Here is a 24853-nt window from a genome sequence, read left to right as displayed (position 1 = left end):
GAGAAACACCCTACAGATAAAGAGGAGTGGTCTTCTGTTTCCACTCAAATCCGCTGCCCAGAATGGCTGTCGAACAGAACTGCCTGGAAGCCCATTCGATCTTTTCAGTTGAATTCACGAGATCGCATATTTGGCAACCTTCATTCATAACAAAATGGACACGTCACTATGGACAACCTAGCTGCACAGTCGCAACTCACTGCCATCGGTCCGGGCAATAAAGTTTATCTGCAAGGGCATTTTGATTTTCAGAACAGCATCACCAGCCGCTACGCAAAAATCGTCAGCATTGATACCGTCACCGTAATCATCCAAAACCCGACTCTTCGAGCCAACCAGACAGAAGTCATCCGCCATCAAGCCATCACCCACATCAGCCTTGTCCCCCCGTACAAAACATTCGAAAGCGACACAAGCCCCATTCTCGGATAAACCAAAACCGAAACAGGTAAGCGCAGGCAATGCCAAGTCCACAACCTTTGGCAGCGCCTGCAGAGAATGCCTTCGTCAGGAAAATACCGGGCTGACAGACGGGCTCGCGCAATGACCGAACCTGCCACAAGGCCGAGTGGCAGCTCGCCTGCGTTTGACTTTGATCTGCAAGGTCCCAACGACAGGCTGAGTGGTGGAATTCAGCCGGGGACGTCTTGCGAAACCAGACACATCGAAGAGGAGGTGCAACGAAGCACACCGGAGGCGATGCCCCCGGATGAATCCCGCAGCGGCCCAGAGGCCGCCAAGTCAAAGCCGAAAGTGCCCAACCATCCCCTTAAGCTCACTCCCCAACTGAGCCAGCTCAACACTCGAAGCCGCATTCCCCTGCATCGCCAGCGAAGACTGATCCGCACTTGCCCGAATACTCGTGACACTGCGGTTGATCTCTTCAGCCACCGAACTCTGCTCCTCGGCCGCCGCCGCAATCTGCTGATTCATCTGCTGAATCAACGACACTGCCGCCGCAATGCTGCCCAGCGCACTCTCGGTCTGCAGCGCATCGCTGACCGCCAGCTTCACCAGTTCACCGCTGCTCTGAATCTGTTGCACCGAGGAATGCGCCGCCGCACGCAACGCACTGACCAGGCGCTCGATTTCCTCGGTCGATTGCTGCGTACGCCGGGCCAATGCGCGAACCTCATCGGCCACCACTGCAAAGCCCCTGCCCTGCTCCCCGGCCCGGGCCGCCTCAATGGCCGCGTTCAACGCCAGCAGATTGGTCTGCTCGGCGACGCTTTTGATCACCTCGAGCACCGTACCGATGTTCTGGATCTGCGCACTCAGGCTGTCGATGCTGGAACTGGCCGACGTCGCCGAATCCGCCAACTGCTCGATCCGCGCCATGCTCTGGCGCACCACTTGCTGACCGCTCTCAACCTTGTCATCCGCTGTCTGCGCCGCCAGCGCCGCTTCTTCGGCATTGCGCGCGACATCATGCACCGTCGCTGTCATCTGGTTCATGGCGGTGGCGACCTGCTCGGTTTCTTCCTTCTGACTGCTGACCTCAAGGTTGGTCTGCTCAGTCACCGCCGACAGCGATTGCGCCGAGCTCGCCAGTTGCTCGATCCCCGCCTGCAGACCGCTGACAATCGTGCTCAGCCCGGCGCCCATCTGCTGCATGGCCAGCATCAACTGGCCAATTTCGTCGCGACGGTTGACCTGCACCGTCGCACTCAGATCACCGGCCGCGATCTGCTGCGCAACCTGAATCACACTGCGCAGCGGCGCAACGATCAACCGGGTAATCACCCACGCGGCAATCAACCCGACCAGCAACGCCAGCGCCGATGAGCCGATGATCAACAGCGAGTTTTTCTTCAGTTCGGCCTGCATCGCCGCGTCTTCGGCGACCGACGCTTGATCCACCCGCTCCACCACTTGTGCGGCACGTTGATGCAATTGCTCGTAGACCGTTTTTTCCTGGGTCAGCAGCCCAGTGTATTCGGCCAGTTTGTCGTTGAAGCCGGCAATGTGCCCGGAGACTTCGTTGAGCACCGTCAGATAGCCTTCGTCCTTGACCGTCAACTTCAGCGCCTCGGCCTGCGTCTGCGCCTGCGCCGCTTGCTCGATATTGCCCTTGCCGGCACTGTCGGCATCGCCTTTGCGACTTTGATCCAGACGCACCCGCGCCTCGTTCATCGCTTGCAGCATCAGCATCGACACCTGACTGACCTGCCCGGCCTGCTCGATAAACTGCGCACCGTCCTTGCCCTCGGTGTCTTTCAAGGTATACGCGCCATCATCGGCCAGCCCGGCCTGCAACACATCGAGGTTGTTGGCCACGCTGGAGACCGACCAACTGGCCATTTCCAGGGCAAGGTCCTTCGCCTGGGTCAACGAAACGAATTCATCGAACGCCTTGCGATAAGCCCCCAGCGACTGCTCGACATCCGTCATCACTGTCACGTAGGCCGGCGATTGCGCCTTGAGTTCGTTGGCCTGAGCGACCAGCTCGTCCACCCCCTTGCGCAAGGCATCGGCGGTTTTCGGATTGCCGCGCAAGGCGTATTCCTGCTCGAGCAGACGCACCTTGAGCAGGCCGCTGTTGAGCGAGGACATCTGTTTGAGCCCTTCGAAGCGCTGGCTGATGGTTTGCAGGGACCAGACACCGATGGCTGCCACCAAAGCGGTCAGCAGCAAAACCAGCACAAACCCGACACCCAGTTTTTTCGCCATACCGAGGTTGGCAAAACGTCCTTGCACGGCCGAAATCATTGCGCGTAGCCCTCTGCCTTAGTCTGTTGACGAAGATTCGCAATGGCCAATCACCGGCACAAGTCTCTGGCGTCGGAATAATGGCAAAAAGCTAGGTCTGCGTCGTTTTCAGAACACTGGAGGTCGATCCACACCGGTATTGCGGAAAAACTGCCGGGCGCGTGGATCGCAGGCGAAGGCGATGTTGATCCGATGCCAGTCGCTGGTCTCACCACTGGGACTGAACGCCTCCGGGGCGGCCAGCAACACGCCGCTGCGTTGCGCCTGCGTTCGTACGCGGACTGGATCGGCCAGCGGCGCACGCGCCCAGATAAACAACCCGCCCGTCGGCTTGCCGAAAACCTGCCAATTGGCGTCCTCCAGCGCCTGCAGTGCTGCCGCGCGGTCGGCATTCAAGCGCTGACGCTGGCGCTGCACCAGTTTGCGATACGCGCCAGACGCCATCAGGCTGGCCAGCACCGCCTCGGAGAACCCGCTGCCACCCAGGCCACTGATCATCTTGACCTGGGCCAGGCGCACCAGCAGTTCGCGGTCGGCCAGGACAAATCCGACCCGCAGCGAACTGCTCAGAGTCTTGGAAAAGCTGCCCACGTAAATCACCCGCCCCTCATCGTCCAGCGCGGCCAGGCGTGTACCGTTGCCAGTATGCAGATCGGCGTAGACATCGTCTTCGATCAAGCGCACATCGTAGGTTTTGCTCAATTGCACAAGACGCTGGGCGATGGCCAGTGTCAGGCAACTGCCGGTGGGGTTGTGGTGGTGGCTATTGACGAACAAGGCGCGGGGCCGATACTGGCGCAGCAACGCCTCGAGCGCCTCGACATCCGGCCCGCTCGGCGTGCGACGCACTTCGAGCATGCGCAGCCCATGCAAGCGCAGGAGGTCGAACAACCCTGGATAGCCGGGTGTCTCGACCACCACGCAGTCACCGGCCTTGAACAATGTGCGCACGATCAGATCCAGTGCATGACTGGCGCCGTTGGTGCTCATCAGCTGGGTGCTGCGCGCCTCGATATCGAACAGTTTGAGACGTTTGGCGATCTGCTCGCGCAGCGCCGGAAGGCCCAGTGGCGAGCTGTAGTCGAACAGGCTGGCCATGTCGGTGCGCGCCACTTCACGCAGTGCGTAGCTGAGGTCGTCCGGCTCACGCCAGCTTTGCGGCAAACCACCGCTTCCAAGCTTCAGGCCACGGGGGCCGCCACACACCGCACCACACCTGGCCTGCTGGCTCTCCAGCAAGCCAGATTCATCCTCGACACTCAACAGCGATGGCGTTGCAGCGACGATAAACCCCGCGCCCTGACGCGCACTCAGAACCCCCTGCGAGACCAACCGCTCGCACGCCTCGACGACACACGACTGGCTCAGCAGATTGTCGCGGGCGATTTGCCGCACGGAGGGAAGTCGGGTCGTCGGTGGTACGTCATTTTGCAGGATCCATCCCGTCAATCCATCCACAATCTGCTGCACCACCGGCACCATTGCCTGTCGGTCAATTCTCAATTCCATGAGCAAGCAAACTCCTGTCCGTTTTGCTGCCCGCAGTAAATCACAGCCGCGACGCACAGGCTGTGCGACAACGCCGTCAAAAGCCCCCGTTCTAACCCTTTGATACACATTGTTTAGCGGTTTAATGGAACCGATCCGCACCCATAAAAAAACCCGCACGCAGGCGGGTTGTTTTCTGGCAGGACGGTTTCAGAACGCGGTCACGCCGCCGTCCACCGCCAGGGAATGCCCAGTGGTGAACGCCGCACCGTCGCTGCACAGATAAAGCACGGCACTGGCGATTTCTTCGACCTTGCCGATACGGCCGACCGGATGCATGGCGTTGGCGAATTCGCCTTTCTTCGGATCCGCCTCATAGGCGCGGCGGAACATGTCGGTGTCGATCACCGCCGGGCACACTGCGTTGACGCGGATTTTCTTTTTCGCGTATTCGATGGCCGCCGACTTGGTCAGGCCGATCACCGCGTGTTTCGAGGCGGCGTAGATGCTCATTTTCGGCGCCGCACCGAGGCCGGCCACCGACGCCGTGTTGACGATCGCGCCGCCGCCCTGAGCCAGCAACAGCGGCAACTGATACTTCATGCACAACCAGACGCCTTTGACGTTGACGCCCATGATCGCGTCGAACTCGTCCATCGAGCCCTCGGCCAGCTTGCCCTTCTCGATTTCGATACCGGCATTGTTGAAGGCGTAGTCAAGACGACCGTAGGTATTGATCACCTCGTCCATCAGACTTTTCACTTCGCTTTCAACGGTTACGTTGCAACGCACGAAGGTCGCTTCGCCACCGGCTGTACGAATCAGCGCTACGGTGCCTTCGCCCCCCGCCGTGTCCAGATCGGCCACCACTACTTTCAGACCTTCGGCGGCGAACGCCTGGGCGGTCGCGCGGCCGATGCCGTTGGCAGCGCCAGTGACCACGGCAACCTGACCGGAAAACGTCATGCTCATTGTTATGTCCTCGAAGGGATTGGATGCAGAGGGTGTGCAGACTTGCAGCATAGCCACCGGGGGCTGTCGGGCGTCAGCACTATCAAACGGCTGTTTAGGTGCCCATGCGTCACAGTGATAAACCTGTGAGGGTGACTATCACTGCACTGGATCGACCAGCATTCGCCCCGGCAGCCAACCTTGCGACATCGTCGATGAAGGTCTATCAACAAGGCTTCATTCCGTTTGAGTGCCTGCCATGACTTCCCAGACCAATCGCCAGTTCCTGCTCGCCAAACGCCCGGTGGGTGCCGCAACCCGCGAGACTTTCACCTATCAGGAAGTGCCGGTCGGCGAACCGGCGCAAGGCCAGATTCTGGTCAAGAACCAATACCTGTCCCTCGACCCGGCCATGCGCGGCTGGATGAACGAGGGCAAATCGTACATTCCACCGGTGGGCATCGGTGAAGTCATGCGTGCCTTGGGTGTCGGCCAGGTGATTGCCTCGAACAATCCGGGTTTTGCGGTCGGGGACTACGTCAACGGTGCCATTGGTGTGCAGGATTATTTCCTTGGCGAGCCCAGAGGTTTCTATAAAGTCGATCCGAAACTGGCGCCGCTGCCGGTGTATCTGTCCGCGCTGGGCATGACCGGCATGACCGCCTACTTCGCCCTGCTCGACGTGGGCGCACCGAAGGCGGGCGACACCGTGGTTCTCTCGGGTGCCGCGGGTGCGGTGGGCAGCATTGCCGGACAAATTGCCAAGATCAAAGGCTGCCGCGTGGTCGGCATTGCCGGTGGCGCCGACAAGTGCAAATTCCTTGTCGATGAACTGGGCTTCGACGGCGCCATCGACTACAAGAACGAAGACGTGATCGCCGGGCTTAAACGCGAATGCCCGAAAGGCGTCGACGTGTATTTCGATAACGTCGGCGGTGACATCCTCGACGCGGTGCTGAGCCGTTTGAACCTGAAGGCACGGGTGGTGATCTGTGGCGCCATCAGCCAGTACAACAATAAAGAAGCGGTCAAGGGCCCGGCCAACTACCTGTCGCTGCTGGTCAACCGTGCGCGGATGGAAGGCTTTGTGGTAATGGACTACGCGGCGCAATACGCCAGTGCTGCACAGGAAATGGCCGGCTGGATGGCCAAGGGGCAGCTCAAGAGCAAGGAAGACATCGTCGAAGGTCTGCAGACCTTTCCGGAAACGCTGATGAAATTGTTCAGCGGGGAGAACTTCGGCAAGTTGGTGCTGAAAGTCTGAGGCCACCACCCGACAATTGCGGGAGTGAGCCTGCTCGCGATCGCGGTGTATCAAGCAACGGCAATGTTGACTGATACACCGCGATCGCGAGCAGGCTCACGCCTACGGGTTTTGCGGTGTTTGCTCAGGCGATTTCGGCCACGACCGAAGCCAGTGCCTTGGCCGGATCCGCCGCCTGGCTGATCGGACGGCCGATCACCAGATAATCGGAACCTGCATCCAGCGCCTGACGCGGGGTCAGAATGCGACGCTGATCGTCCTGCGAACTGCCCGCCGGGCGAATCCCCGGGGTCACCAGTTGCAGCGACGGGTGCGCGGTTTTCAGTGCCGTGGCTTCCAGCGCCGAGCACACCAGACCGTCCATTCCGGCCTTCTCGGCCAGCGCCGCCAGACGCAGCACCTGCTCCTGTGGCTCGATGTCCAGACCGATACCGGCCAGATCCTCGCGCTCCATGCTGGTCAACACGGTCACGCCGATCAGCAATGGCTGCGGGCCGCTGCGTTTGTCCAGCTCTTCACGGCAGGCCGCCATCATGCGCAGGCCACCGGAGCAATGCACATTGACCATCCACACGCCCATCTCGGCAGCGGCTTTCACGGCCATTGCGGTGGTGTTGGGAATGTCGTGGAATTTCAGGTCGAGGAACACCTCGAAGCCTTTGTCACGCAGGGTGCCGACAATTTCCGCGGCGCAACTGGTGAACAGTTCCTTGCCCACTTTGACCCGGCACAGTTTCGGGTCCAACTGGTCGGCCAGCTTCAGTGCGGCGTCACGGGTGGGGAAATCCAGGGCGACGATGATAGGAGTCTGGCAGGCGGACATGGATGGGCTCTCAGGCAAGTCGAAATCGGCGCGCATTGTAGCGGAACCGGCGGCGGCGCGGCACCCGATGATCGGTAAATCGTCGCGCCGGCCGTGATCAGCATAGCGCTCGCTGCTATTGTGTCGATCCCGATACACAACCGACACGCCGCCAACAAGCGCCCACGCTAGCCTCGCCAGCCGCAACACGTCCTTACATCAGCACTTCCCGCCTCACGGCAGGACGCCTATGCTGAAACCACCACCTCGCAGCCCATCTTTGTGGTTGGCGGCCTACTGGCAGATGAACAGCCCCATGCACAACACCCAAAGCACCATGACGGATGAGCATAAAGACGACAAGCGCTGGAGCATCCGCGCCCTGATCGTCGACGACGACGTGCCGATCCGTGAGTTGATGATCGACTATCTGGCCCGTTTCAACATTCACGCCAGCGGCGTCACCGACGGCGCAGCCATGCGTCAGGCGATGCTGGCCGAGCATTTCGACGTGGTGGTGCTCGATCTGATGCTGCCTGGCGAAGACGGCTTGTCGCTATGCCGCTGGCTGCGCGCCGAATCGGACATCCCGATTCTGATGCTCACCGCCCGTTGCGAACCCACCGACCGCATCATCGGCCTGGAACTGGGCGCCGACGACTACATGGCCAAACCGTTCGAACCACGGGAGCTGGTGGCACGGATCCAGACCATCCTGCGCCGGGTGCGCGACGACCGTACCGAGCAGCGAGCCAACATTCGCTTCGACAACTGGCGCCTGAACAGCGTCTTGCGCCAGTTGATCGCCGACGACGGCCTCGTGGTGCCACTGTCCAACGCCGAATTCCGTCTGCTCTGGGTGTTCATCGAACGCCCGCGCCGGGTACTGAGCCGCGAACAATTGCTCGATGCCGCCCGTGGTCGTTCGATCGAAGCGTTCGACCGCAGCATTGATCTGCTGGTGTCGCGCCTGCGGCAGAAACTCGGCGACGATCCCAAAGCACCGCAGTTGATCAAAACCGTGCGCGGTGAGGGTTACCTGTTCGACGCCAGGGACATCGGCTGATGCGAGCGCGCTTCGACACGTTGTTCGGCCGCCTGTTTGGCGTGCTGTTCGTGGCGATTGTCCTAGCGCACCTGCTGGCCTTTGCCTGGTTTCACCATTACGGTCCACCGCCCCCACCACCGCCCCCGGAGTTTGCGCAAAATGCCGAGGGGCAGCCGCTGCCACGGGACCTTCGTTACCCGCCACACCCACCGCGCCCATGGTTCGGGGGCCCGGTGGTGCCCCTGACGTTTCAGTTCATCACCCTGATGATTGCCGCGTGGTACGGCGCCAAGTTGCTCAGTCGACCGATCCAGCGCCTGAGCGACGCCGCCGAGCGCCTCAGCGAAGACCTCGACAGCCCGCCGCTGGACGAGTCCGGCCCACGGGAGGCGCGGCAAGCGGCACACACCTTCAACCTGATGCAGCAACGCATTCGCGAACAGGTCCAGCAACGCGCGCGGATGCTCGGCGCCGTCTCCCACGACCTGCGCACACCGCTGTCACGCCTGAAACTGCGCCTGGAAAACATCAGCGACGACAAGCTGCAAAGCCAGATGCGTCAGGATCTGAACGACATGATCGACATGCTCGACGCCACCCTCACCTACCTGCACGAACAGCGCACCAGCGAGGCGCTGCAATTGATGGACGTGCAGGCCCTGGTCGAATCGCTCTGCGAAAACGCTCAGGACCAGGGCGCGGACGTGCAGGTCAGCGGCCACTGCGCACCGTTGCCCGTGCAGCCGATGGCCTTGCGCTCGTGCATCAACAACCTGATGGACAATGCCTTGCGCTATGCCGGACAGGCACGCATCGAATTGCAGGATCAGCGCGAGCAACTGCTGATTCGCGTGATCGACCACGGCCCGGGGATTGCCGAAGACAAACGTGAGGCGGTGTTCGAACCGTTTTATCGCCTGGAAGGCTCGCGCAACCGCAACTCCGGCGGTGTCGGTCTGGGCATGACCATCGCGCGCGAGGCGGCGCAGCGGCTGGGCGGGCAGCTGAATCTGGAAGAAACACCCGGCGGCGGCCTGACCGCCATCATCCGCCTGCCGCGCACCTGAGAACACCACCGATCGTTGTAGGTTTGCGTGCGCTGCCAATCTGTGTAACCACCGGTACAAAGTCCAAACACCCAGGACACGTTGCCCCTTGAGTCTGCATAAGCCGGTACACCACCGGTTTTCCATCCCAGGGAGTGAGTCCGATGATCGGTAGCGTCAGCAACTACACGAGCTATACCAGTACCAGCAGCACCTCCACGCAAAACGCCCGCAGCCAGCAACTGCAAAAGCAACTGTTCGCCAAACTCGACAGCAACGGCGACGGCGCGGTGAATCAGGACGAACTGAATAGCGCCCTGTCTGAGAAATCCGACGATGGCCTGCTGGTCAACCTGAGCAAACAGTTCGGTGATCTGGACAGCGACGGCAGCGGCAGCCTCAGCGCCGAAGAAATGACCGCGATGACCCCGCCGCCACCGCCCCGCGACCAGGCCCCGAACACCGAACTGGCCGACGCCCTGATCAGCGCCCTCGACACCGACAGCGACGGCGCCATCAGCAGCGACGAACTGAGCAGCGGCCTGACCAGCGCCGGCAGTAGCGCCGACAGCAACCAGATCTTCTCGGCCCTGGACAAGAACAAGGACGGTACTGTCAGCCAGGACGAACTCACCGCCAGCCTGACCCCGCCGCCTCCACCGCCAGAAGCGAACAGTGACGAACTGTTCAGCCAGCTCGACACCGATGGCGACGGCAGCGTGACCGCTACCGAACTGAGCAGCGCGCTGCAGACCCGCGACAGCACCTCGACCACCAGCACCGACAACAGCGCCGCGCTGCTCAAGGTGCTGGACAGCGACAGCAGTGGCGGTGTCAGCAGTGATGAGCTGAAAGCCGCTTTACAGGCAGGTGGTGAACGGCCGGATGAAGAGCAGACGGCTTCTGCGCAGACGACTGCCGAAGCGCTAAACCGTATGATTGCCAACCTGAGCAAGCAGTATTCACTGACCAGTACGGCACCGGTGGGCAAATATCTCAACGTTGCCACGTAATGGCTGTGTGAGCTGCCGAAGGCTGCGATCTTTTGGTTTTTTTTGGGAGCTGGAGTGCGCAGTATTCGGCAGTTATTGGGTTGGAATTCGGTTGGGGTTTGGGGGTTTTTGAGCATATCCGTTGCTGCGGGTGTTGCTGATTACGGTTCCGCCCTTACGGCGGGTCACTTTTTCCAGACGCCGAAAAAGTAACCAAAAAGGCTTCCCCTGACGTACGGCACTTCGCTGGGGCTCAGTGTTCCCTCGCTACGGTGTCCACCAGGGGGCATCGCCTCCGGTTTGCTTCGCTGCACCTCCTCTCGATGAATGCGGCTTCGCCGCACGGCGCTGCGCGCCTACCCCCCTGATGAACACCTCCGCTCGGCCTGCCGATGGGGTGGCAGATCAAAAGCAACATCAAAAGCCAGAGCCAAAGCCAAAGCCAAAGCCAAAGCCAGATCAAAAGATTGCAGCTTTCGGGAGCTTGCATCGGATTGGGGGCATTCGGTTAGGGATTGGTCGGCTGTCAGGCCGCCTTCGCGAGCAGGCTCACTCCTACAGGGGCATCGCGGGCAGTCTGCAAGAGGTTGGTTGGCTGGTAGGCCGCTATCGCTGGCAAGCCAGCTCCCACAGTGGGTTGGAGGCATTCGGTTAGGGATTGGTTGGTTGGCTGGCCGCCGTCGCGAGCAGGCTCACTCCTACAGATGGATCGTGGGCAGTCTGCAAGAGCTTGGTCGGCTGTCAGGCCGCCATCGCTGGTAAGCCAGCTCCCACAGAAAAGCAAAGGCAGCACACAGCCCTTGCTTCTCACCACTCAACACGATGAGCGTTAGCTCGAGTACCGCTTTTGATCTGAGGGCCCGTCGGCAGGCTGAGTGGAGGGATTGATCCGGGGGTGGGAGCGTAGCGACCGTTTGGCGAAGCCAAACACATCGAGAGGAGGTGCAGCGAAGCAAACCGGAGGCGATGCCCCCGGATGGATCCCGGAGCGAAGGGACCCGAGCCTAGGCGAGGGCCGAACGTCAGGGTAAAGCCTTTTTGGTTATTTTTTCGCTGGGCCGGCATTCCGGCGTCTGGAAAAAGTGACCCGCCGTAAGGGCGGAACCCTAAGCCGCCATTACCGCAGCAACGGATATGCCCCCCCCCCAAAAAAGCCCAAAAAAATCAACGCCGATCCTCAACCCGAACCTGACTCTTACTCCAATCCGTCAACAAACTATAAGCCACCGCCAACAGCGTAGGCCCAATAAACAACCCGATAAACCCAAACGCAATCAACCCGCCAAACACCCCTAGCAACACAATCACCAACGGCAGATTACCGCCACGGCTGATCAGATACGGCTTGAGCACGTTATCCACGCCACTGATGATGAACGTCCCCCAGATCCCGAGAAACACCGCCATCCCATACTCACCCTTCCACGCCAGCCAAGCCGTGGCCGGTACCCAGACCAGCGGCGGCCCCATCGGAATCAGACTCAGCAGAAACGTCACGATCCCCAACACCAACGCCCCGGGAACTCCGGCAATCAAAAACCCGATCAGCGCCAGCACGGCCTGTGCCGCCGCCGTCCCGATTACCCCGTTGACCACCCGCTGCACCGTACCGGCCACCAGTTCGATGTAATAACCCGCGCGTTCGCCAATCAAGCGCTGCAGCAACCCATGAACAAACGCCGCCAGTCGCGGCCCGTCACGGTAGAAAAAGAACACAAAGACAATGCTCAGGGCCAGTTCGAGAATCCCGCCACCGATCTGCGCACTGCGCGCCAGCAGCCAGTTGCCGACCTGTCCCAGATAGGGTTTGACCGACACCATCAGGGCCGCGCCCTGCTGATCGATGCTGTTCCAGATGCCCACCAGCCGTTCGCCCACAAATGGCAGCGTGCCGAGCCAGGCCGGCGCTTCGGGCAAGCCGTCCACCTGTACATCCTTGATGAACGCCGTGGCATCGCGCACATGATCGGCCAGATTGAACCCCAGCCACACCAGCGGCACCGCCACCAGCAACATCCAGCCCAGGGTCAGGATCGCCGCCGCCAGGGATTCGCGACCATTCAGCCAGCGGGTCAGCAGGCGCATCAGTGGCCAACTGGCAAACGCCAGTACTGCGCCCCAGAACAGCGCCGACCAGAACGGCGCCATCACCCACAGGCTGGCGCCAAACAACACCAGCAGCAGGATCTGCACCAGCAGTCGATCGTTATTGAGCATGTAAGGTCTCGAAAAAAAGTCAGTCAGGCCAAGAGTAGGCGAACACGCGGTTCGTGCTCGCCCGCCAGAGCTTATCGCAACAGCTCGATGCGCAGGCCAGCGCCGTCGACGCTGCCGGTTTCCATCCGGGCGGCGCGCACGCCCTGATTGATCAGGGCCTGGCGCCAGGCCTCGGCTTTGGGCCCGGAAACCGTCACCCGCTGGGTGGTATCGAGGTTCAGGCCACGCGAAATCAGGCGTAACCAGGTGTCATCGGGCTCATTCACCAATTGGGGAAAATGCAGTTCGCCGGTGCTCTTGAGCTGGCGCAGCAAGGTCGCCGAGGTCGGCAGCAGCTCGCCCAGCGGCGCCATCGCCTCGAACTGCTCGACGTGCAGATAGGCTTTGCGGTTGCCGCGGGTGATGCTGTAAAGCGCCACCAGCGTGTTGTCCTGTGGTGCCGCCAGCCTCAACAGCAGATACGCCTGTTGCTCGTCGGCACCGTACAGCTTGGCGTTGCCGAACACCTCGTTGGCCCACAGGCTGCTTTCGCCGCAATCACGGGCCTGGCACCAGAACAACAACCCGGCGCCCTGTTTTTGCAGGGCTTCACGGGCGGCGGTGAACGCCTCGGTAGCGGAATGTTCCGGGGGTAATTCGTAGGTCACCGAGGTGGTCTGACCACGGGCAGTGACCTGCCCGTCGAAGCGCAACTGCCCGCTGATCTTGCGAATCGAGCCCAACGGGTAGATCCGCTCCAGCTCGACCGGAGGCCGATAATCGACGATTTGCGCATCGGCCAGACGCGGCACGATTTGCAGATCCTGACTGCCCGGCACATCGGCGGCGAATGACAAGGAACTGCAACAGCACAGCACCAACAGACCGAGTGAGCGCATAGTCCGGCTCATCGGATAGACATGTCGTGGCGGATCGGGGTCGCAGCGGTATAGCAATCCATCGTGGTTGTCTCCCATTTCAACCCGACCAGCCTCGACAGTTGCCCGCAGCAAGTCAAGGAATGGCGAAGAACCGATTGAAACAGTCTGCGACAAGGTCGGCACCGGCCTCGTCGTTCAGGTGCAAATGATGCCCACCCGGCAGCTGTTCCCGGCTAAAGGGTAGACGCTCCAGCAGCGCCGGGTGTCTGGCCAGCATGCCGTCCGCCGCGACCACCAGGTGCGCCGGACACTGGATGCGCTGAACGAATGCCATCGCCTGTTCCTCGGTCAGGCGCAGCGGCGATGGCAGGGTCAGACGATTATCGGTGCGCCAGGTATAACCGCCCGGCACCGGCATCAGCCCTCGTTGCGCCAGCAACTGCGCGGCCTCGCGACTGACCGCCACCAGGCCTTTCATTCGCGCTTCGATGGCCCGGTCGAGGGTGTGGTAGACCGGTTTGCGCTTTTCGCGCAGGTCCAGTTGCGCCTGCAGGGCCATGCCCATGCGCTCGGCGGCGTTTTCGCCTTTGTCCGTAGGAGGAATCACCCCGTCAATCAACGCCAGGTGGCTGATGCGTTCCGGCAGCGAACCCGCCAGCACCAGCGAAACAATGGCGCCCATCGAATGCCCGAGCAGGCCGAAGCGCTGCCAGCCCAGTTGTTCGGCTACTTGCAGCACGTCATGGGCATAGTCCCAGAGTGCATAACCGGCGCCGTTCGGACGATGCCCGGAATGGCCGTGCCCGGCCATATCCAGAGCAATGATGCGCAGGCCTTTGAGCTTCGGGGCCAGCCGCGCGAAGCTGTTGGCGTTGTCGAGCCAGCCATGCAGTGCGATCACCGGCACACCGTCCTCGGGGCCGAACAAATGCGCCGCCAGCTCGATATGCGGCAGGCTCAGGCGCACTTCTTCGAAGGTCGGGCTCATGCGCAATCCTTGTCCTGACGGGCTTCCCAACGGTTGAACAGGTTCTTCAGCAAGCGTGCGGTATCTTGCGGGCGCTCAAGCGGGAACATGTGGCCACCGGGCATGCTCAACGCCTCGCCCTGGGCGAGGCGCGACACGAAGCGGGTGTGATGGCGCATGACCACATTGCTCTTGTGTCCGCGCACCACTGCCAGTGGCACCTGCAATTGTCGCGTGCGGCCGGGACTGGTGTGCGGCACGCCGCGATAGATGCTGATTTCGGTGGCCGGATCGAAACGCAGGCGCAGCTTGTCGCCAACCTTGTGCAAACCGTGTTGCAGGTAGGCGTCGAAGCACTCCGGATCGAAACCGCGAAACAGGCTCTTGCCGGCAAAATAGCTGCGCGCGCTGTCGAGATCGGCAAACTCTTCACGACGTCCCAGCGTGCGCCCGGCCGGGGTCAGCCTGTCGATGAAACCGAAGCGCTTGGCAGCGCGGATCACCCACTGGTCAGTACGGGTCAATACCGGCGAATCGAGCATGACCACGCCGCGATACAGCTCCGGGCAACGCAGCGCCGCATGCAAGTGCAACACGCCGCCGAAGGAATGGCCCACACCCCACACCGGTTGATCCTGCTGTTGCAAATGGTGGATCAACTCGTCGACCAGGTTGTACCAGTTGTCATCCGCCGGGAAACGCGGGTCATGGGCATGCTGCTCCAGATGCGCGACCCGGTACTCGGGCGCCAGCGCCGCGAACAACTTGCCATAGGTACCCGAGGGGAACCCGTTGGCGTGGGCGAAAAAGATCGGTTGCGACATGCGGGTAAATCCATGAGCGGGAAACGTGGCGTTGATTGTCCGTAAGACCGCGCCTCCCGGCAATGACCGTAACTGCCAGGAATGATGACAGTCTGGTCAGCGTGATGGTGTGTCCGGGAGATCGCCGCCCCCTCACCCCGCCCCTCTCTCCCAAGGAGGCGAGAGGTTGGGAGCAGATCTTCATGGCTTTCAAAGCCGATACTCGACTCGATCTTTCAGGTCGATGGAGAACGTGAAAACCGCACGTCCGGCCCACGGGCCGGGATGAGGGCATCACTGAAGAAACCGACTCAACGCGCCGGTGGCTGCTCGCCCAACGGCACCACCGCCATGGTCAACCGCGAAACACAACTGGCCTTGCCTTCATCGCTGGTCAGGCGGATATCCCAGACATGGGTGGTGCGGCCGATATGAATCGGTGTGGCCACCGCTGTCACTCGCCCACTGCGCAAGCCGCGCAAATGGTTGGCGTTGATCTCCAGCCCCACGCAATAAAACTTGCTGGCATCAATGCACAGGTAACTGGCCATCGAGCCGACGGTTTCCGCCAGCACCACCGAGGCGCCGCCATGCAGCAGACCGTAAGGCTGGTGGGTGCGGTGGTCGATGACCATGCTCGCCGTCAGCGATTCCTCGTCGAAGGACTCGAAACGGATATCCAGCACTTCGCCGATGGTGTTTTTCTGGATTGCGTTCAACTGCTCGATGTTCGGAGTGGTGCGCCACAAGGTCATCGCAGGCTTCCTTTGTTGTTTTGATCGTCACTCAATCCTGCCACAGCACCGCCTCGCTGCGCTCGCTCCATTCTTCGAAGCGCGCGCCGTAAGTGTCTTCGATGACATTGCGTTTAATTTTCAACGTCGGCGTGAGGAAACCGTTTTCCACCGCCCAACTGTCCTTGACCACCACCAGCCGGCGCAGGCGCTCATGTTTGTCGAGCACCGCGTTGACCTCTTCCAGCAGCTTCTCAAGGCTCGAATGCAGGCTCGCCCGCCCCTCGTCCTGATTGACCGTCGACAACACACACAGGCCCAGCGGCGCACTCAGGCCGTCACCGACCACACACACCTGCTCGATCCGTGAATGCACCGCCAGGCGGTTCTCGATCGGTGCCGGAGCCACGTATTTACCTTTGCTGGTCTTGAAGATTTCCTTGAGTCGCCCGGTCAGGCGCAAGCGCCCCTCGGCATCCTGTTCGCCCTTGTCGCCGGTGCGCAGAAAGCCGTCCCCGGTCAGGGTTTCAGCGGTTTTCTGCGGTTCCTTGAAATAGCCGAGCATGTTCGCCTGACTGCGCACCTGCACTTCGCCGGACTCATCAATGCGCACCTCGACCTCCGGGCACGGCTTGCCGATCCAGCCCTGTTTGTACTGGCCAGGCAGGCAGATGTGCGAGTAGCCGCAACTCTCGGTCATGCCGTAGACCTCCAGCACCTCGAGGCCGAGCGTCTGATACCAGTCGAGCAGGGACTGCGGCACCGGCGCTGCGCCGGACAACGCCACACGCAAGGCATCCAGCCCCAGCCCCGCGAGCACTTTGTGCCCAACCCGCTTGCCAATGAACGGCAGTCCGAGGAGGAAATCCAGACGTTTGGCCGGGATCTTGCCGTACACACCCATCTGGAATTTGGTCCAGATCCGCGGCACACCGAACATCGCCGTGGGCCGCGCCCGCTGCAGGTCGGTGATGAAGGTGTCGAGGCTCTCGGCAAAGAACACCGTCTGCCCGGTGTAGATCGACGCCAGTTCGACGAACATCCGCTCGGCGACATGGCACAGCGGCAGGTACGACAGCAACCGGTCGTTCTCGTTGAGCCCGAACAGTTGCGTACCATGAGTCGTGGCAAACCCAAGGTTGGCGAAGCTGTGCATCACGCCTTTGGGCAGGCCGGTGGTGCCGGACGTGTAGATGATCGTTGCCAGTTGCTCGCCGGCAGGGCGCGGATCGTCACGGATCGGCGAGCTCTTTTGCAGGTCGTCCCAAGCGAAATCGAACGCGCCGGGCGGATGCAGCGGCAGGCTGATGGTCGGCAGCCCCTGCGGTATGCCTCGGGACATGCCGGGCCAGTCATCGAGCTTGCCGATGAACGCCAGTACGCTGTCCGAATGCGTGAGGACCTGATTCACGGAGTCGGCAGTGAGGTTGGGATACAGCGGCACCGAGACATGCCCGGCCATCCAGATGGCGAGATCGGCGATGATCCAGTGCGCGCAGTTTTTCGAGATCAGGGCAATATGGCTGCCTTGCGGCAACTCCCGGGCGCGCAGCCAGTGCGCAGCGCACCGGGCCTGATGGCCAACATCGGCCCAGGTCAGGGTCTCGACCTGCCCGCCACCGATGGGCTGTACCAGAAAGCGCTGGCGCGGATGCCGGGCCTCGCGTTCGTAAAACACGTCCAGCGGCAATCGGAAGGCAGCAGACATGCGACTCGCTCCTGTTTTTTGGGTCTGGAGCAAGCGTAGTCAACCAAGCAAGTGCTTGGTTGGAAAATTCAGACAAATAATTTCGTCCGCACGCGGCCCCTGCAGGAGTGAGCCTGCAGGGAACGGTGTTATGGGTGCTTGAGGCTGTTAAGCGTCATCGAGCCAATCAGCAGCTCAGGGCTTTCCAGCTCGGCCAGCCCCGCGGTGCTGACTTTCTCCGGCGGATACCCGGCGCCATGTTGCAGATAGCTGAGCAGATGGCCCACCAACGGGTTGTGACTGACCAGCAGTACATTGCTGACCGACACCAGTTGCTCGGCAACTTTGTCCGGGTCGGACTCCGGCGTCAGCCATTCGACAGTGCGTATTTCCGGCTCGAAACCCAGCGCCTCGCGAACAATCTGCGCTGTCTGTTGCGCGCGCAGATAGGGGCTGGCGTAGATCGCCGTCAGCGGCTGACCGATCAACCGGGCTGCACTCTTCAAGGCTTCCTGACGACCGTGTTCAGTCAGCTCCCGCTCGGAGTCGGGGCGCGAGCCATAAGGCTCGGCCTCACCATGACGCAATACCCAGAGTTTCATAGCTTGGGTTCCTCATCTCGAGCCGGATGCGGTGCCGGTGGCACGGCGTGCGGCGCTTCACCTTCCGGGGTGCGCGGCGTTGGCCAGTCGGCGAATGGCCACGGTTTCTGGTCACTGTGAAAACTGCCGAAACGCCCGATCTGCGCGAGAAACTGGCTCAGGCTGTCGCCGAAATTCATCAGGCCGGCGCTTGGAGCGCCATAAATCAAACGATAGATCAGTTGCACCAGCACCACCGCGCCGAGGATGAACTGCGCCACTTGCCAGACCAGCACGTAGACGATCATCCACAGCACCCGCAGGAGGATGGATTCGTACTTGGCTTCGGTTTTCGGATCGTTCATGGTTCGCTTCCTGTTGAATCAGTTGAAACCGCTGGTGGAAATAAAGTCGACGTCGGTTTTCGGCTCGGCACGCATCAGTAGACCGATCACCTGTTCCAGCGTGCGTCCTTCGAACAGGATCGCGTGCAGCCCGGCGACCAGCGGCATGTACACACCGACCTCCTGGGATTTGGCCTTGAGCACTTTCAGGGTATTGACCCCTTCGGCCACCTCGCCCAGACGCGACACCGCTTCGTCGAGGCTCAAGCCCTGGCCGAGGGCGAACCCGACCTGATAGTTGCGGCTCTTGGGCGAGGAGCAGGTGACGATCAAGTCACCGACCCCGGCCAGACCGAGGAAGGTCATCGGGTTGGCGCCCTGATTCACTGCAAACCGGGTCATCTCGGCGAGTGCGCGGGTGATCAGCATGCTCTTGGTGTTCTCGCCCATCTCCAGCGCCACCGCCATGCCGGCAATGATTGCGTAGACGTTTTTCAACGCCCCGCCCAGTTCGACACCAAAGCGGTCGGCACTGGCGTAAACGCGGAAGGTGCGACCGTGCAGCGCGGCTTGCACCTGCTTGCACAAGTCTTCGTCTTCACTGGCGACCACCGTGGCAGTCAGCGCGTGCTCGGCGATTTCCCGCGCCAGGTTCGGCCCGGACAGCACGCCGATGCGCGCCTGCGGGGCGATTTCTTCGAGGATCTGGCTCATCAGCTTGAAGGTCTGGGCTTCGATGCCCTTGGTCAGGCTGACCAGCATCTTGCCGCTCAGGCGCTCGGCATGGGGGGCCAGCACCGTGCGCAGTGCGCTGGAAGGCAGCGCGACGAAGCACAGTTCGCAGGCGTCGAGGGTTGCCTGCAAGTCGGTGACGGCGGTCACTCCCGGCAGAATCTTGATGCCCTTGAGGTAACGCGGGTTCTCGCGATTGACCCGAATGGCCTCGGCCTGCTCGGGGTCACGCATCCACTGCCGGACTTGATGGCCGTTCTCGGCCAATAGATTGGCCACGGCGGTACCAAAACTTCCGCCTCCCAGGACCGCAATCGGGCGCTGTTCAGTCATATGCAATCCGTTAATCCATACCAGTGGCGATGCCGGCATTATACGGGGCGACCGAGTCGCGGCCAGCCCCTGCGTCAATTACCGACACTTGTAGGAAGAAGACCAATAAAACCTAGGAAAATGCCTGCAACGTGACTGGAAAAGTCGCTGTCCTCGGTTAACATGCGCGCCAATTCTTCGCTATCTAGGTTGTGCCGTGTCTTTTGGCCCTTCGTCTGCGCGTTCGTCGGTGTTACTGGCGCTGTTGTTCAGCCCGGCATTGCTGGCGGACGACCTGTTTCTGGACAACGACGCACTGCCCCAGGTACTGACGGCCACGCGTCTGAAACAGACACCGGCGGAAGTACCGGGCAGCATGACCGTGCTCGACAGCGAACTGATCAACGCCAGCGGCGCCCGCGACATCAGCGAACTGCTGCGCCTGGTGCCGGGGATGATGGTCGGCAACATCAGCGGCAATCAGGCAGCGGTCAATTATCACGGGACCAACGCCACCGAGGCGCGGCGCATGCAGGTGCTGATCGACGGCCGCTCGGTGTACCGCGCCGGTCTCGCCACGGTGGACTGGAGCGATATTCCGGTGGCCATGGAAGACATCGAGCGCATCGAAGTGTTTCGCGGCCCGAACACCGTCAGCTACGGCGCCAATGCGCTGATGGCGGTGGTCAACATCATCACCCGCCACCCCGCCGACAGCCACGGCACGCGGTTGAAGTACACCCGTGGTCAGCGCGGCATCAACGACTTTTATGCCAGTCAGGGCACCGGCTGGAATGGCGGCGATTTGCGTCTGTCGTTGTCCGGGCAGGAAGACGACGGTTTCGACAGCGATCGCAACGGTGCCGATTACCGCGACAGCCGCCGCTTGAACCGCTTCAGCCTCGCGGTCAGCCACACCCTCAGCGACAACCAGAGCCTCGACTGGCAGGTCAACGCCAAGGACGGCACCAACCAGCGGCCCTACACCTACCGCCCGGTGTTCTCGGGGATTACCGCCGCCGGGGACAATTCCGACGTAGTGGCCAAGGATTACGCCGGCTCGGTGCGCTGGAATCTCGACCTCAATCCCGAGCACAGCGTCTATATCCAAGGCTCGGCACAGCATTGGGATCGTCAGCAGGTGTGGCGCGCCTGCGATGCCGAAGTGTCGTTCAGCCCTGAATTGACGCAGTTGTGGCAGCTCAACCCGAACTACACCGAACGTCTGGCGCGCAACATCACCCGTTTCACCGGTCCCGGCGCCGCGCCCGGCACGCCGCAGGAAATGGCCTTGGCCAATCAGGTGCTCGATCAGTGGCGCAACGGTGCCAGTCGCACCCTGTGCGGCGATATCGACCAGAGCGCCCGGGAATCGCGTTACGACCTCGAAGTGCAGGACACCCTCAGCCTGTCCGACAGCCTGCGACTGGTCAGCGGCATGAACTATCGTTACGACCGTGCCGACTCCGAGACTTATTTCAATGGCACACTCGACGACACCACGTGGCGGGCGTTCGGCCAACTGGAATGGCGCGCGACTGACCACTGGCTGTTGCAGGGCGGCGCGATGTTCGAAGACACGCAACTGATCGGCAGTTCGCTGACGCCGCGCTTTGCGATCAATTACCTGATCAACCCGCGCCACGGCCTGCGCGCGGTGTACTCGGAGGCGATCCGCTCGCCGGACATGTTCGAGAACAATGTGAACTGGAGTTACCTGGTCAAAAATCTGCAGCCGTCGGCCTACGGTCAGTCGTCGGCACGCTATTTCGTCAAGACCCGCGGCCCGGGCGACCTCGAACAGGAACACATGCGCTCGCGGGAGCTGGGCTATAACGGCTACTTCGCCGAACTGGGGCTGGCCGTCGATGTGAAGCTGTTCTACGACGAGATCACCGGCATGATCAGCGAACCGCTACGCAACAACCAATACATTGCCAGCAACGCCAACAGCTCGCGTTTTCGCGGCACGGAAACCCAGCTCGACTGGCGCCTGAGCCTGGCCGACCGTTTGCGCGTCACCTACGCCTATGTCGACGCCGAGGCCAGCAATCCGCTCGATCAGCAATTCACCGCGAGCAACAGCGGTTCCGCCGGCTGGTTACGCGATTGGGGCCACGGCTGGAACAGCGCCCTCTTCTATTACGGCGACAACGCACTCAACGGCTACCGCTTCGAGCGGGTCGACACACGCATCGCCAAACGCATCGCTCTGGGCAAGGCGCACCTGCAACTGGCCGGGGTACTGCAACAGCGCCTCGATAACCAGCCGACCACCTTCGTCGACAACCATTACGACGAACGCCGGGTGATGTACTTCAGCGCCGAGCTGGAGTTCTAGATGCGCGGCAGCCTGTTTCACAAGACGCCAACCCTTGGCCACTGGCTGGCGGGTTTGTGCCTGTTTTTGACCGCGTGGCTGCATGGCGTGGCGGTGCAGGCCGCCGACATTTTGCTGACCGGCGCCGAAGAAAGCGCCGGCGTGCAGGCGTTCGTTCAAGCGCTCAGCGAGTTGCGACCGACAGATAACGTGCACTTCCAGCCGCTGGCGAGTCTGCCGGCACCGGGTAAATTACCGTCCAGCCTGCGCCTGATTCTGCTCGACCTGCCCAGCCTCGACTGGCGCCTGCAGGATGCCCAGGGCCCGGCGACGCTGGTGCTGCGCATCAGCCGCCTGCAGGCGCGGCAACGTCTCGGCACTGCGCAACCGCCGCACTTGAGCCTGCTGTGGAGCGATCCGCCACTGAGCCGGCAGTTGCAATTGATCCGGCGGATTCTGCCGCAGGCACGGCGCATCGGCGTGCTGTTCGATCAGCACAGCGAATTTCTGCTCCACGAGCTGAGCCTGGCCGCACAACCGCTGAATCTGGAAATTGTCAGTCAGCGCTGGGACAACATTCACGACAGTCGCCCGCTGCAATCGGTGCTGAAAAACAGCGACGTGTTGCTGGGGCTCGACGATCCCGACCTGTACAACCCGAAAACCGCGAAAAACCTGCTGCTCAGCAGCTACGCGCGGCAAGTGGCGCTGGTCGGTCCCAACGTCGCCTTCGTCCGCGCCGGCAGCCTCGCCAGCAGTTACAGCGACCAGAACGACTGGCTGACGATCCTTGATCAATTGCTCGACCAGCCACCGGCCAGTTGGCCGCGAACGCTCTATCCCGAACGTTTTAAAGTCTCAAGTAACGCGCAGGTCGCTCGTTCCCTAGGGATCGAACCCTTGAATGATGCGTCTGTTGCCAGAGCGCTGGCCGAAGGAGAACGCCGTCCATGATTTTCCGTCGCCGTTGGGACATCAACACCCGCACCCAGTTGATCAGCCTGGGCCCGGCGCTGTTGCTGACTCTACTGTTGATCAGTTTCTTCACCTTCGTGCGTATTCAGGATTTGCGCCAGGAGCTCAATCACACCGGCCAACTGATCGCCAACCAACTGGCGCCCGCCACCGAATACGGCGTGATCTCCGGCAATAACGAAGTGCTGGAGAGTCTGCTCAAAGCCACCCTCGCCACGCCTAACGTGCGGTTTCTCGAAGTACAGGACAGCGCCAACCGGATTCTGGTGTACGTCGAACAACCGGCCGCCGCCCACAGTCACGCACATCAGGTGGAAGTGTTTCAGGCACCGGTACGCCTGCAACGGATCGCCCTGCACACTGATTTTTTTCAGGATGGCAAAGTCAACAATGGCGGCGCCAGCGAGGACTATCTGGGACGGGTAATCGTCGGGCTGTCCAGCGATGCCTTCAGTCAGCGCCAGCAGGAAATCCTCCTCAAGGCCGGGATCCTCGCGCTGTTTGCCCTGCTCTTCACCTTCGTATTGGCGCGGCGCCTGGCCAGCAGCCTGTCGCAGCCGATCCGTGATATCGGCAATGCGGTCAAGGCGATTCAGGACGGCGACTATAAAACCCCGCTGCCGATCGTCGATGACACCGAACTGGGCGCCCTGTCGCAGCACATCAACAACCTCGCCCAAGCGCTGGAACAGGCCAGCCGCGAACAGCACCAGGCGATGGCGCAACTGATCCAGACCCGCGAGGAAGCGGAAAAGGCCAACACCGCCAAATCCGATTTTCTGGCGATGATGAGCCACGAACTGCGCACCCCCATGAACGGCGTGCTGGGCATGTTGCAGTTGCTGGAAACCACCGACATGACCGAGGAGCAGATCGAGTATGCCGCCCTTGCGTCGGAGTCCACTGAGCACTTGCTGAAGGTCATCAACGACATCCTCGACTTCTCCCGGATCGAGCGTTCGGAACTGGAGCTGGAGCACATTCCTTTCAATCTTGCCGAACTGATCGGCGCCTGCGCCCAGTCGTTCCAGCACAGTGCGGTGCAGCGTGGTCTGGCATTGAACCTGCGCATCCCCGAGGACATGCGGGCGTTGCAGGTGCAGGGCGATCCGACGCGGATCCGGCAGATTCTGGTCAACCTGGTCGGCAACGCCTTGAAATTCACCGAGCGCGGGCGGGTCAGCATCGAAGCGCAATGGCAGTCGCTGGATCACGAACTGCTCTGGTTCACCTGCTCGGTGCGCGACAGTGGCATCGGCATTTCGGCCGAAAGTCTGGAGCTGATGTTCAACGCCTTCCAGCAGGCCGACAGTTCGATTTCCCGGCGTTACGGTGGCACGGGCCTTGGTCTGCCGATTGCCCGTACCCTGGCCGAACGCATGGGCGGCACATTGCGCGCGCAGAGTGAGGAAGGTCGTGGTTCGGTGTTCACCCTGGAAATTCCCCTGGCCCTTTATAAGCAGGCGTTGCCGCAACTGGCCGCACCGCGTGCACTGAATGGCAACGACCACGGTGAAGGGCGCAACGTGTTGCTGGTGGAGGACAACCCGGTCAATCAGACGGTGATTGAAGCGATGCTGCGCAGCCTGGGCTTTACTGTCAGTGTGGCAACCGATGGCGTGCAGGCGGTGCGCAGTGCCGAGGGCGGCGAATTCGAAGTAATTTTGATGGATTGTCGCTTACCGATCATCGACGGTTACGAGGCGACCCGGCAGATCCGTTTGCTGCCTGGACGCCGCGAGGTGCCGATCATCGCGTTGACCGCCAACGCCTTGCAGGGCGACCGCGAAACTTGCCTGTCGGCAGGCATGAACGATTATTTGGCCAAACCGTTCAAACGCAATGACCTACAACAGATTCTGCAGCGCTGGGTGCAGTAGTGACGGTTTTTCGACCATCTGCGACTGGCGTGAAAAGCGAAAGTGCGGCAGTCTTAGGCACCCGAACAAGCCTCAAAAGGGGCTTGAATAAAAATTTCAGTGCACAAGTGTACATTCATGTCCTTGGTGCTGTGACTTTCA

21 protein-coding genes and 1 pseudogene are annotated in these 24853 nt (G+C 61.4%); 8 read left to right on the top strand and 14 right to left on the bottom strand.

What is annotated here, in order from left to right:
* Window positions 1-168 precede the first annotated feature (168 nt).
* Window positions 169-432 carry a hypothetical protein gene (locus K5Y35_RS15375; protein WP_222832289.1) on the top strand — a complete coding sequence of 88 codons (264 nt, stop codon included), beginning with the start codon at window positions 169-171 and terminating at the stop codon, window positions 430-432.
* Window positions 433-741: 309 nt separating this feature from the next.
* On the opposite strand, the gene K5Y35_RS28250 is transcribed toward K5Y35_RS15375, so the two are convergent.
* The 4 genes and pseudogenes from K5Y35_RS28250 to K5Y35_RS15360 all read right to left on the bottom strand — a co-directional run bounded on the left by K5Y35_RS28250 (window position 742) and on the right by K5Y35_RS15360 (window position 5169).
* Window positions 742-1446: a methyl-accepting chemotaxis protein gene (locus K5Y35_RS28250; protein WP_410055928.1), complete on the bottom strand. Its 705-nt coding sequence runs from the start codon at window positions 1444-1446 to the stop codon at window positions 742-744.
* Window positions 1447-1650: 204 nt separating this feature from the next.
* Window positions 1651-1827: pseudogene (locus K5Y35_RS28245) on the bottom strand (HAMP domain-containing protein); the annotation flags it as partial.
* A gap of 990 nt (window positions 1828-2817) precedes the next feature.
* On the bottom strand, window positions 2818-4218 hold the full coding sequence (locus tag K5Y35_RS15365; protein ID WP_222832287.1) for a PLP-dependent aminotransferase family protein: 1401 nt from the start codon (window positions 4216-4218) through the stop codon (window positions 2818-2820).
* A 189-nt stretch (window positions 4219-4407) separates the two neighbouring features.
* The gene (locus K5Y35_RS15360; protein WP_123466861.1) at window positions 4408-5169 is read right to left on the bottom strand and encodes an SDR family oxidoreductase; all 762 of its coding nucleotides are present in this window, start codon (window positions 5167-5169) and stop codon (window positions 4408-4410) included.
* Window positions 5170-5407: 238 nt separating this feature from the next.
* On the opposite strand from K5Y35_RS15360, the gene K5Y35_RS15355 reads away from it, so the two are divergent.
* Complete coding sequence (locus K5Y35_RS15355) at window positions 5408-6412, top strand: NADP-dependent oxidoreductase (RefSeq protein ID WP_123466863.1); 1005 nt, start codon at window positions 5408-5410, stop codon at window positions 6410-6412.
* A 124-nt stretch (window positions 6413-6536) separates the two neighbouring features.
* On the opposite strand, the gene pyrF is transcribed toward K5Y35_RS15355, so the two are convergent.
* The gene (gene pyrF, locus K5Y35_RS15350) at window positions 6537-7235 is read right to left on the bottom strand and encodes an orotidine-5'-phosphate decarboxylase (RefSeq protein WP_177490680.1); all 699 of its coding nucleotides are present in this window, start codon (window positions 7233-7235) and stop codon (window positions 6537-6539) included.
* A 283-nt stretch (window positions 7236-7518) separates the two neighbouring features.
* Here pyrF and K5Y35_RS15345 point away from each other — a divergent pair, with 283 nt between their 5' ends.
* From K5Y35_RS15345 to xopAW, 3 genes are all read left to right on the top strand, one after another.
* Window positions 7519-8280 carry a response regulator gene (locus tag K5Y35_RS15345; RefSeq protein WP_371921351.1) on the top strand — a complete coding sequence of 254 codons (762 nt, stop codon included), beginning with the start codon at window positions 7519-7521 and terminating at the stop codon, window positions 8278-8280.
* Entirely contained in the window at window positions 8280-9329 is a 1050-nt protein-coding gene (locus tag K5Y35_RS15340; protein WP_123466869.1) for a sensor histidine kinase, read from the top strand. Before K5Y35_RS15345 ends, K5Y35_RS15340 begins: the two co-directional genes overlap by 1 nt.
* 143 nt (window positions 9330-9472) lie before the next feature.
* Entirely contained in the window at window positions 9473-10321 is an 849-nt protein-coding gene (xopAW, locus tag K5Y35_RS15335; protein ID WP_222832286.1) for a XopAW family type III secretion system calcium-binding effector, read from the top strand.
* A gap of 1143 nt (window positions 10322-11464) precedes the next feature.
* Here the strand turns inward: xopAW and K5Y35_RS15330 are convergent.
* From K5Y35_RS15330 to K5Y35_RS15290, 9 genes are all read right to left on the bottom strand, one after another.
* Window positions 11465-12517 (bottom strand): AI-2E family transporter, encoded by a 1053-nt coding sequence (locus K5Y35_RS15330; protein ID WP_222832285.1) that lies wholly within the window; start codon window positions 12515-12517, stop codon window positions 11465-11467.
* A 71-nt stretch (window positions 12518-12588) separates the two neighbouring features.
* On the bottom strand, window positions 12589-13395 hold the full coding sequence (locus K5Y35_RS15325) for a DUF4892 domain-containing protein (protein WP_123466875.1): 807 nt from the start codon (window positions 13393-13395) through the stop codon (window positions 12589-12591).
* 115 nt (window positions 13396-13510) lie between these two features.
* The gene (locus K5Y35_RS15320; RefSeq protein ID WP_222832284.1) at window positions 13511-14365 is read right to left on the bottom strand and encodes an alpha/beta hydrolase; all 855 of its coding nucleotides are present in this window, start codon (window positions 14363-14365) and stop codon (window positions 13511-13513) included.
* A complete protein-coding gene (locus tag K5Y35_RS15315) occupies window positions 14362-15168 on the bottom strand; it encodes an alpha/beta fold hydrolase (protein ID WP_123466878.1) in 807 nt (268 codons plus the stop codon). The genes K5Y35_RS15320 and K5Y35_RS15315 overlap by 4 nt, the downstream gene beginning before the upstream one ends.
* Window positions 15169-15458: 290 nt before the next feature.
* Window positions 15459-15902: a hotdog fold thioesterase gene (locus K5Y35_RS15310; RefSeq protein WP_186744970.1), complete on the bottom strand. Its 444-nt coding sequence runs from the start codon at window positions 15900-15902 to the stop codon at window positions 15459-15461.
* 31 nt (window positions 15903-15933) lie between these two features.
* Window positions 15934-17589, bottom strand: a complete 1656-nt coding sequence (locus tag K5Y35_RS15305) for an AMP-binding protein (RefSeq protein WP_123466882.1) — start codon at window positions 17587-17589, stop codon at window positions 15934-15936.
* Window positions 17590-17717: 128 nt separating this feature from the next.
* A complete protein-coding gene (gene sixA, locus K5Y35_RS15300) occupies window positions 17718-18170 on the bottom strand; it encodes a phosphohistidine phosphatase SixA (RefSeq protein ID WP_123466884.1) in 453 nt (150 codons plus the stop codon).
* Window positions 18167-18514, bottom strand: a complete 348-nt coding sequence (locus K5Y35_RS15295) for a DUF4389 domain-containing protein (RefSeq protein ID WP_003227139.1) — start codon at window positions 18512-18514, stop codon at window positions 18167-18169. The genes sixA and K5Y35_RS15295 overlap by 4 nt, the downstream gene beginning before the upstream one ends.
* An 18-nt stretch (window positions 18515-18532) precedes the next feature.
* Window positions 18533-19558: an NAD(P)H-dependent glycerol-3-phosphate dehydrogenase gene (locus K5Y35_RS15290; protein ID WP_128613915.1), complete on the bottom strand. Its 1026-nt coding sequence runs from the start codon at window positions 19556-19558 to the stop codon at window positions 18533-18535.
* Window positions 19559-19754: 196 nt separating this feature from the next.
* Here K5Y35_RS15290 and K5Y35_RS15285 point away from each other — a divergent pair, with 196 nt between their 5' ends.
* From K5Y35_RS15285 to K5Y35_RS15275, 3 genes are read left to right on the top strand one after another with little or no spacing between them, the layout of a single operon-like run.
* Window positions 19755-21878, top strand: coding sequence for a TonB-dependent receptor plug domain-containing protein (locus K5Y35_RS15285; RefSeq protein WP_222832283.1), 2124 nt, complete (start codon window positions 19755-19757; stop codon window positions 21876-21878).
* Window positions 21879-22811: an ABC transporter substrate-binding protein gene (locus K5Y35_RS15280; RefSeq protein ID WP_123466890.1), complete on the top strand. Its 933-nt coding sequence runs from the start codon at window positions 21879-21881 to the stop codon at window positions 22809-22811.
* Window positions 22808-24712, top strand: coding sequence for an ATP-binding protein (locus K5Y35_RS15275; protein ID WP_222832282.1), 1905 nt, complete (start codon window positions 22808-22810; stop codon window positions 24710-24712). The genes K5Y35_RS15280 and K5Y35_RS15275 overlap by 4 nt, the downstream gene beginning before the upstream one ends.
* Window positions 24713-24853: the final 141 nt, after the last annotated feature.

This window comes from Pseudomonas sp. SC3(2021), from assembly GCF_019856535.1.
Classification (GTDB): Bacteria; Pseudomonadota; Gammaproteobacteria; order Pseudomonadales; family Pseudomonadaceae; genus Aquipseudomonas; species Aquipseudomonas monsensis.
The sequence above is the reverse complement of the archived record's forward strand: the minus strand, read 5'-3'. Positions and strand labels throughout refer to the sequence as shown.

Excerpts from the sequence above, each read along its gene's own strand:
- K5Y35_RS15375 (WP_222832289.1), top strand. The coding sequence starts at position 169 with ATGGACAACCTAGCTGCACAGTCGCAACTCACTGCCATCGGTCCGGGC.
- K5Y35_RS28250 (WP_410055928.1), bottom strand. The coding sequence starts at position 1,446 with ATGACAGCGACGGTGCATGATGTCGCGCGCAATGCCGAAGAAGCGGCG.
- K5Y35_RS15365 (WP_222832287.1), bottom strand. The coding sequence starts at position 4,218 with ATGGAATTGAGAATTGACCGACAGGCAATGGTGCCGGTGGTGCAGCAG.
- K5Y35_RS15360 (WP_123466861.1), bottom strand. The coding sequence starts at position 5,169 with ATGAGCATGACGTTTTCCGGTCAGGTTGCCGTGGTCACTGGCGCTGCC.
- K5Y35_RS15355 (WP_123466863.1), top strand. The coding sequence starts at position 5,408 with ATGACTTCCCAGACCAATCGCCAGTTCCTGCTCGCCAAACGCCCGGTG.
- pyrF (WP_177490680.1), bottom strand. The coding sequence starts at position 7,235 with ATGTCCGCCTGCCAGACTCCTATCATCGTCGCCCTGGATTTCCCCACC.
- K5Y35_RS15345 (WP_371921351.1), top strand. The coding sequence starts at position 7,519 with ATGAACAGCCCCATGCACAACACCCAAAGCACCATGACGGATGAGCAT.
- K5Y35_RS15340 (WP_123466869.1), top strand. The coding sequence starts at position 8,280 with ATGCGAGCGCGCTTCGACACGTTGTTCGGCCGCCTGTTTGGCGTGCTG.
- xopAW (WP_222832286.1), top strand. The coding sequence starts at position 9,473 with ATGATCGGTAGCGTCAGCAACTACACGAGCTATACCAGTACCAGCAGC.
- K5Y35_RS15330 (WP_222832285.1), bottom strand. The coding sequence starts at position 12,517 with ATGCTCAATAACGATCGACTGCTGGTGCAGATCCTGCTGCTGGTGTTG.
- K5Y35_RS15325 (WP_123466875.1), bottom strand. The coding sequence starts at position 13,395 with ATGCGCTCACTCGGTCTGTTGGTGCTGTGCTGTTGCAGTTCCTTGTCA.
- K5Y35_RS15320 (WP_222832284.1), bottom strand. The coding sequence starts at position 14,365 with ATGAGCCCGACCTTCGAAGAAGTGCGCCTGAGCCTGCCGCATATCGAG.
- K5Y35_RS15315 (WP_123466878.1), bottom strand. The coding sequence starts at position 15,168 with ATGTCGCAACCGATCTTTTTCGCCCACGCCAACGGGTTCCCCTCGGGT.
- K5Y35_RS15310 (WP_186744970.1), bottom strand. The coding sequence starts at position 15,902 with ATGACCTTGTGGCGCACCACTCCGAACATCGAGCAGTTGAACGCAATC.
- K5Y35_RS15305 (WP_123466882.1), bottom strand. The coding sequence starts at position 17,589 with ATGTCTGCTGCCTTCCGATTGCCGCTGGACGTGTTTTACGAACGCGAG.
- sixA (WP_123466884.1), bottom strand. The coding sequence starts at position 18,170 with ATGAAACTCTGGGTATTGCGTCATGGTGAGGCCGAGCCTTATGGCTCG.
- K5Y35_RS15295 (WP_003227139.1), bottom strand. The coding sequence starts at position 18,514 with ATGAACGATCCGAAAACCGAAGCCAAGTACGAATCCATCCTCCTGCGG.
- K5Y35_RS15290 (WP_128613915.1), bottom strand. The coding sequence starts at position 19,558 with ATGACTGAACAGCGCCCGATTGCGGTCCTGGGAGGCGGAAGTTTTGGT.
- K5Y35_RS15280 (WP_123466890.1), top strand. The coding sequence starts at position 21,879 with ATGCGCGGCAGCCTGTTTCACAAGACGCCAACCCTTGGCCACTGGCTG.
- K5Y35_RS15275 (WP_222832282.1), top strand. The coding sequence starts at position 22,808 with ATGATTTTCCGTCGCCGTTGGGACATCAACACCCGCACCCAGTTGATC.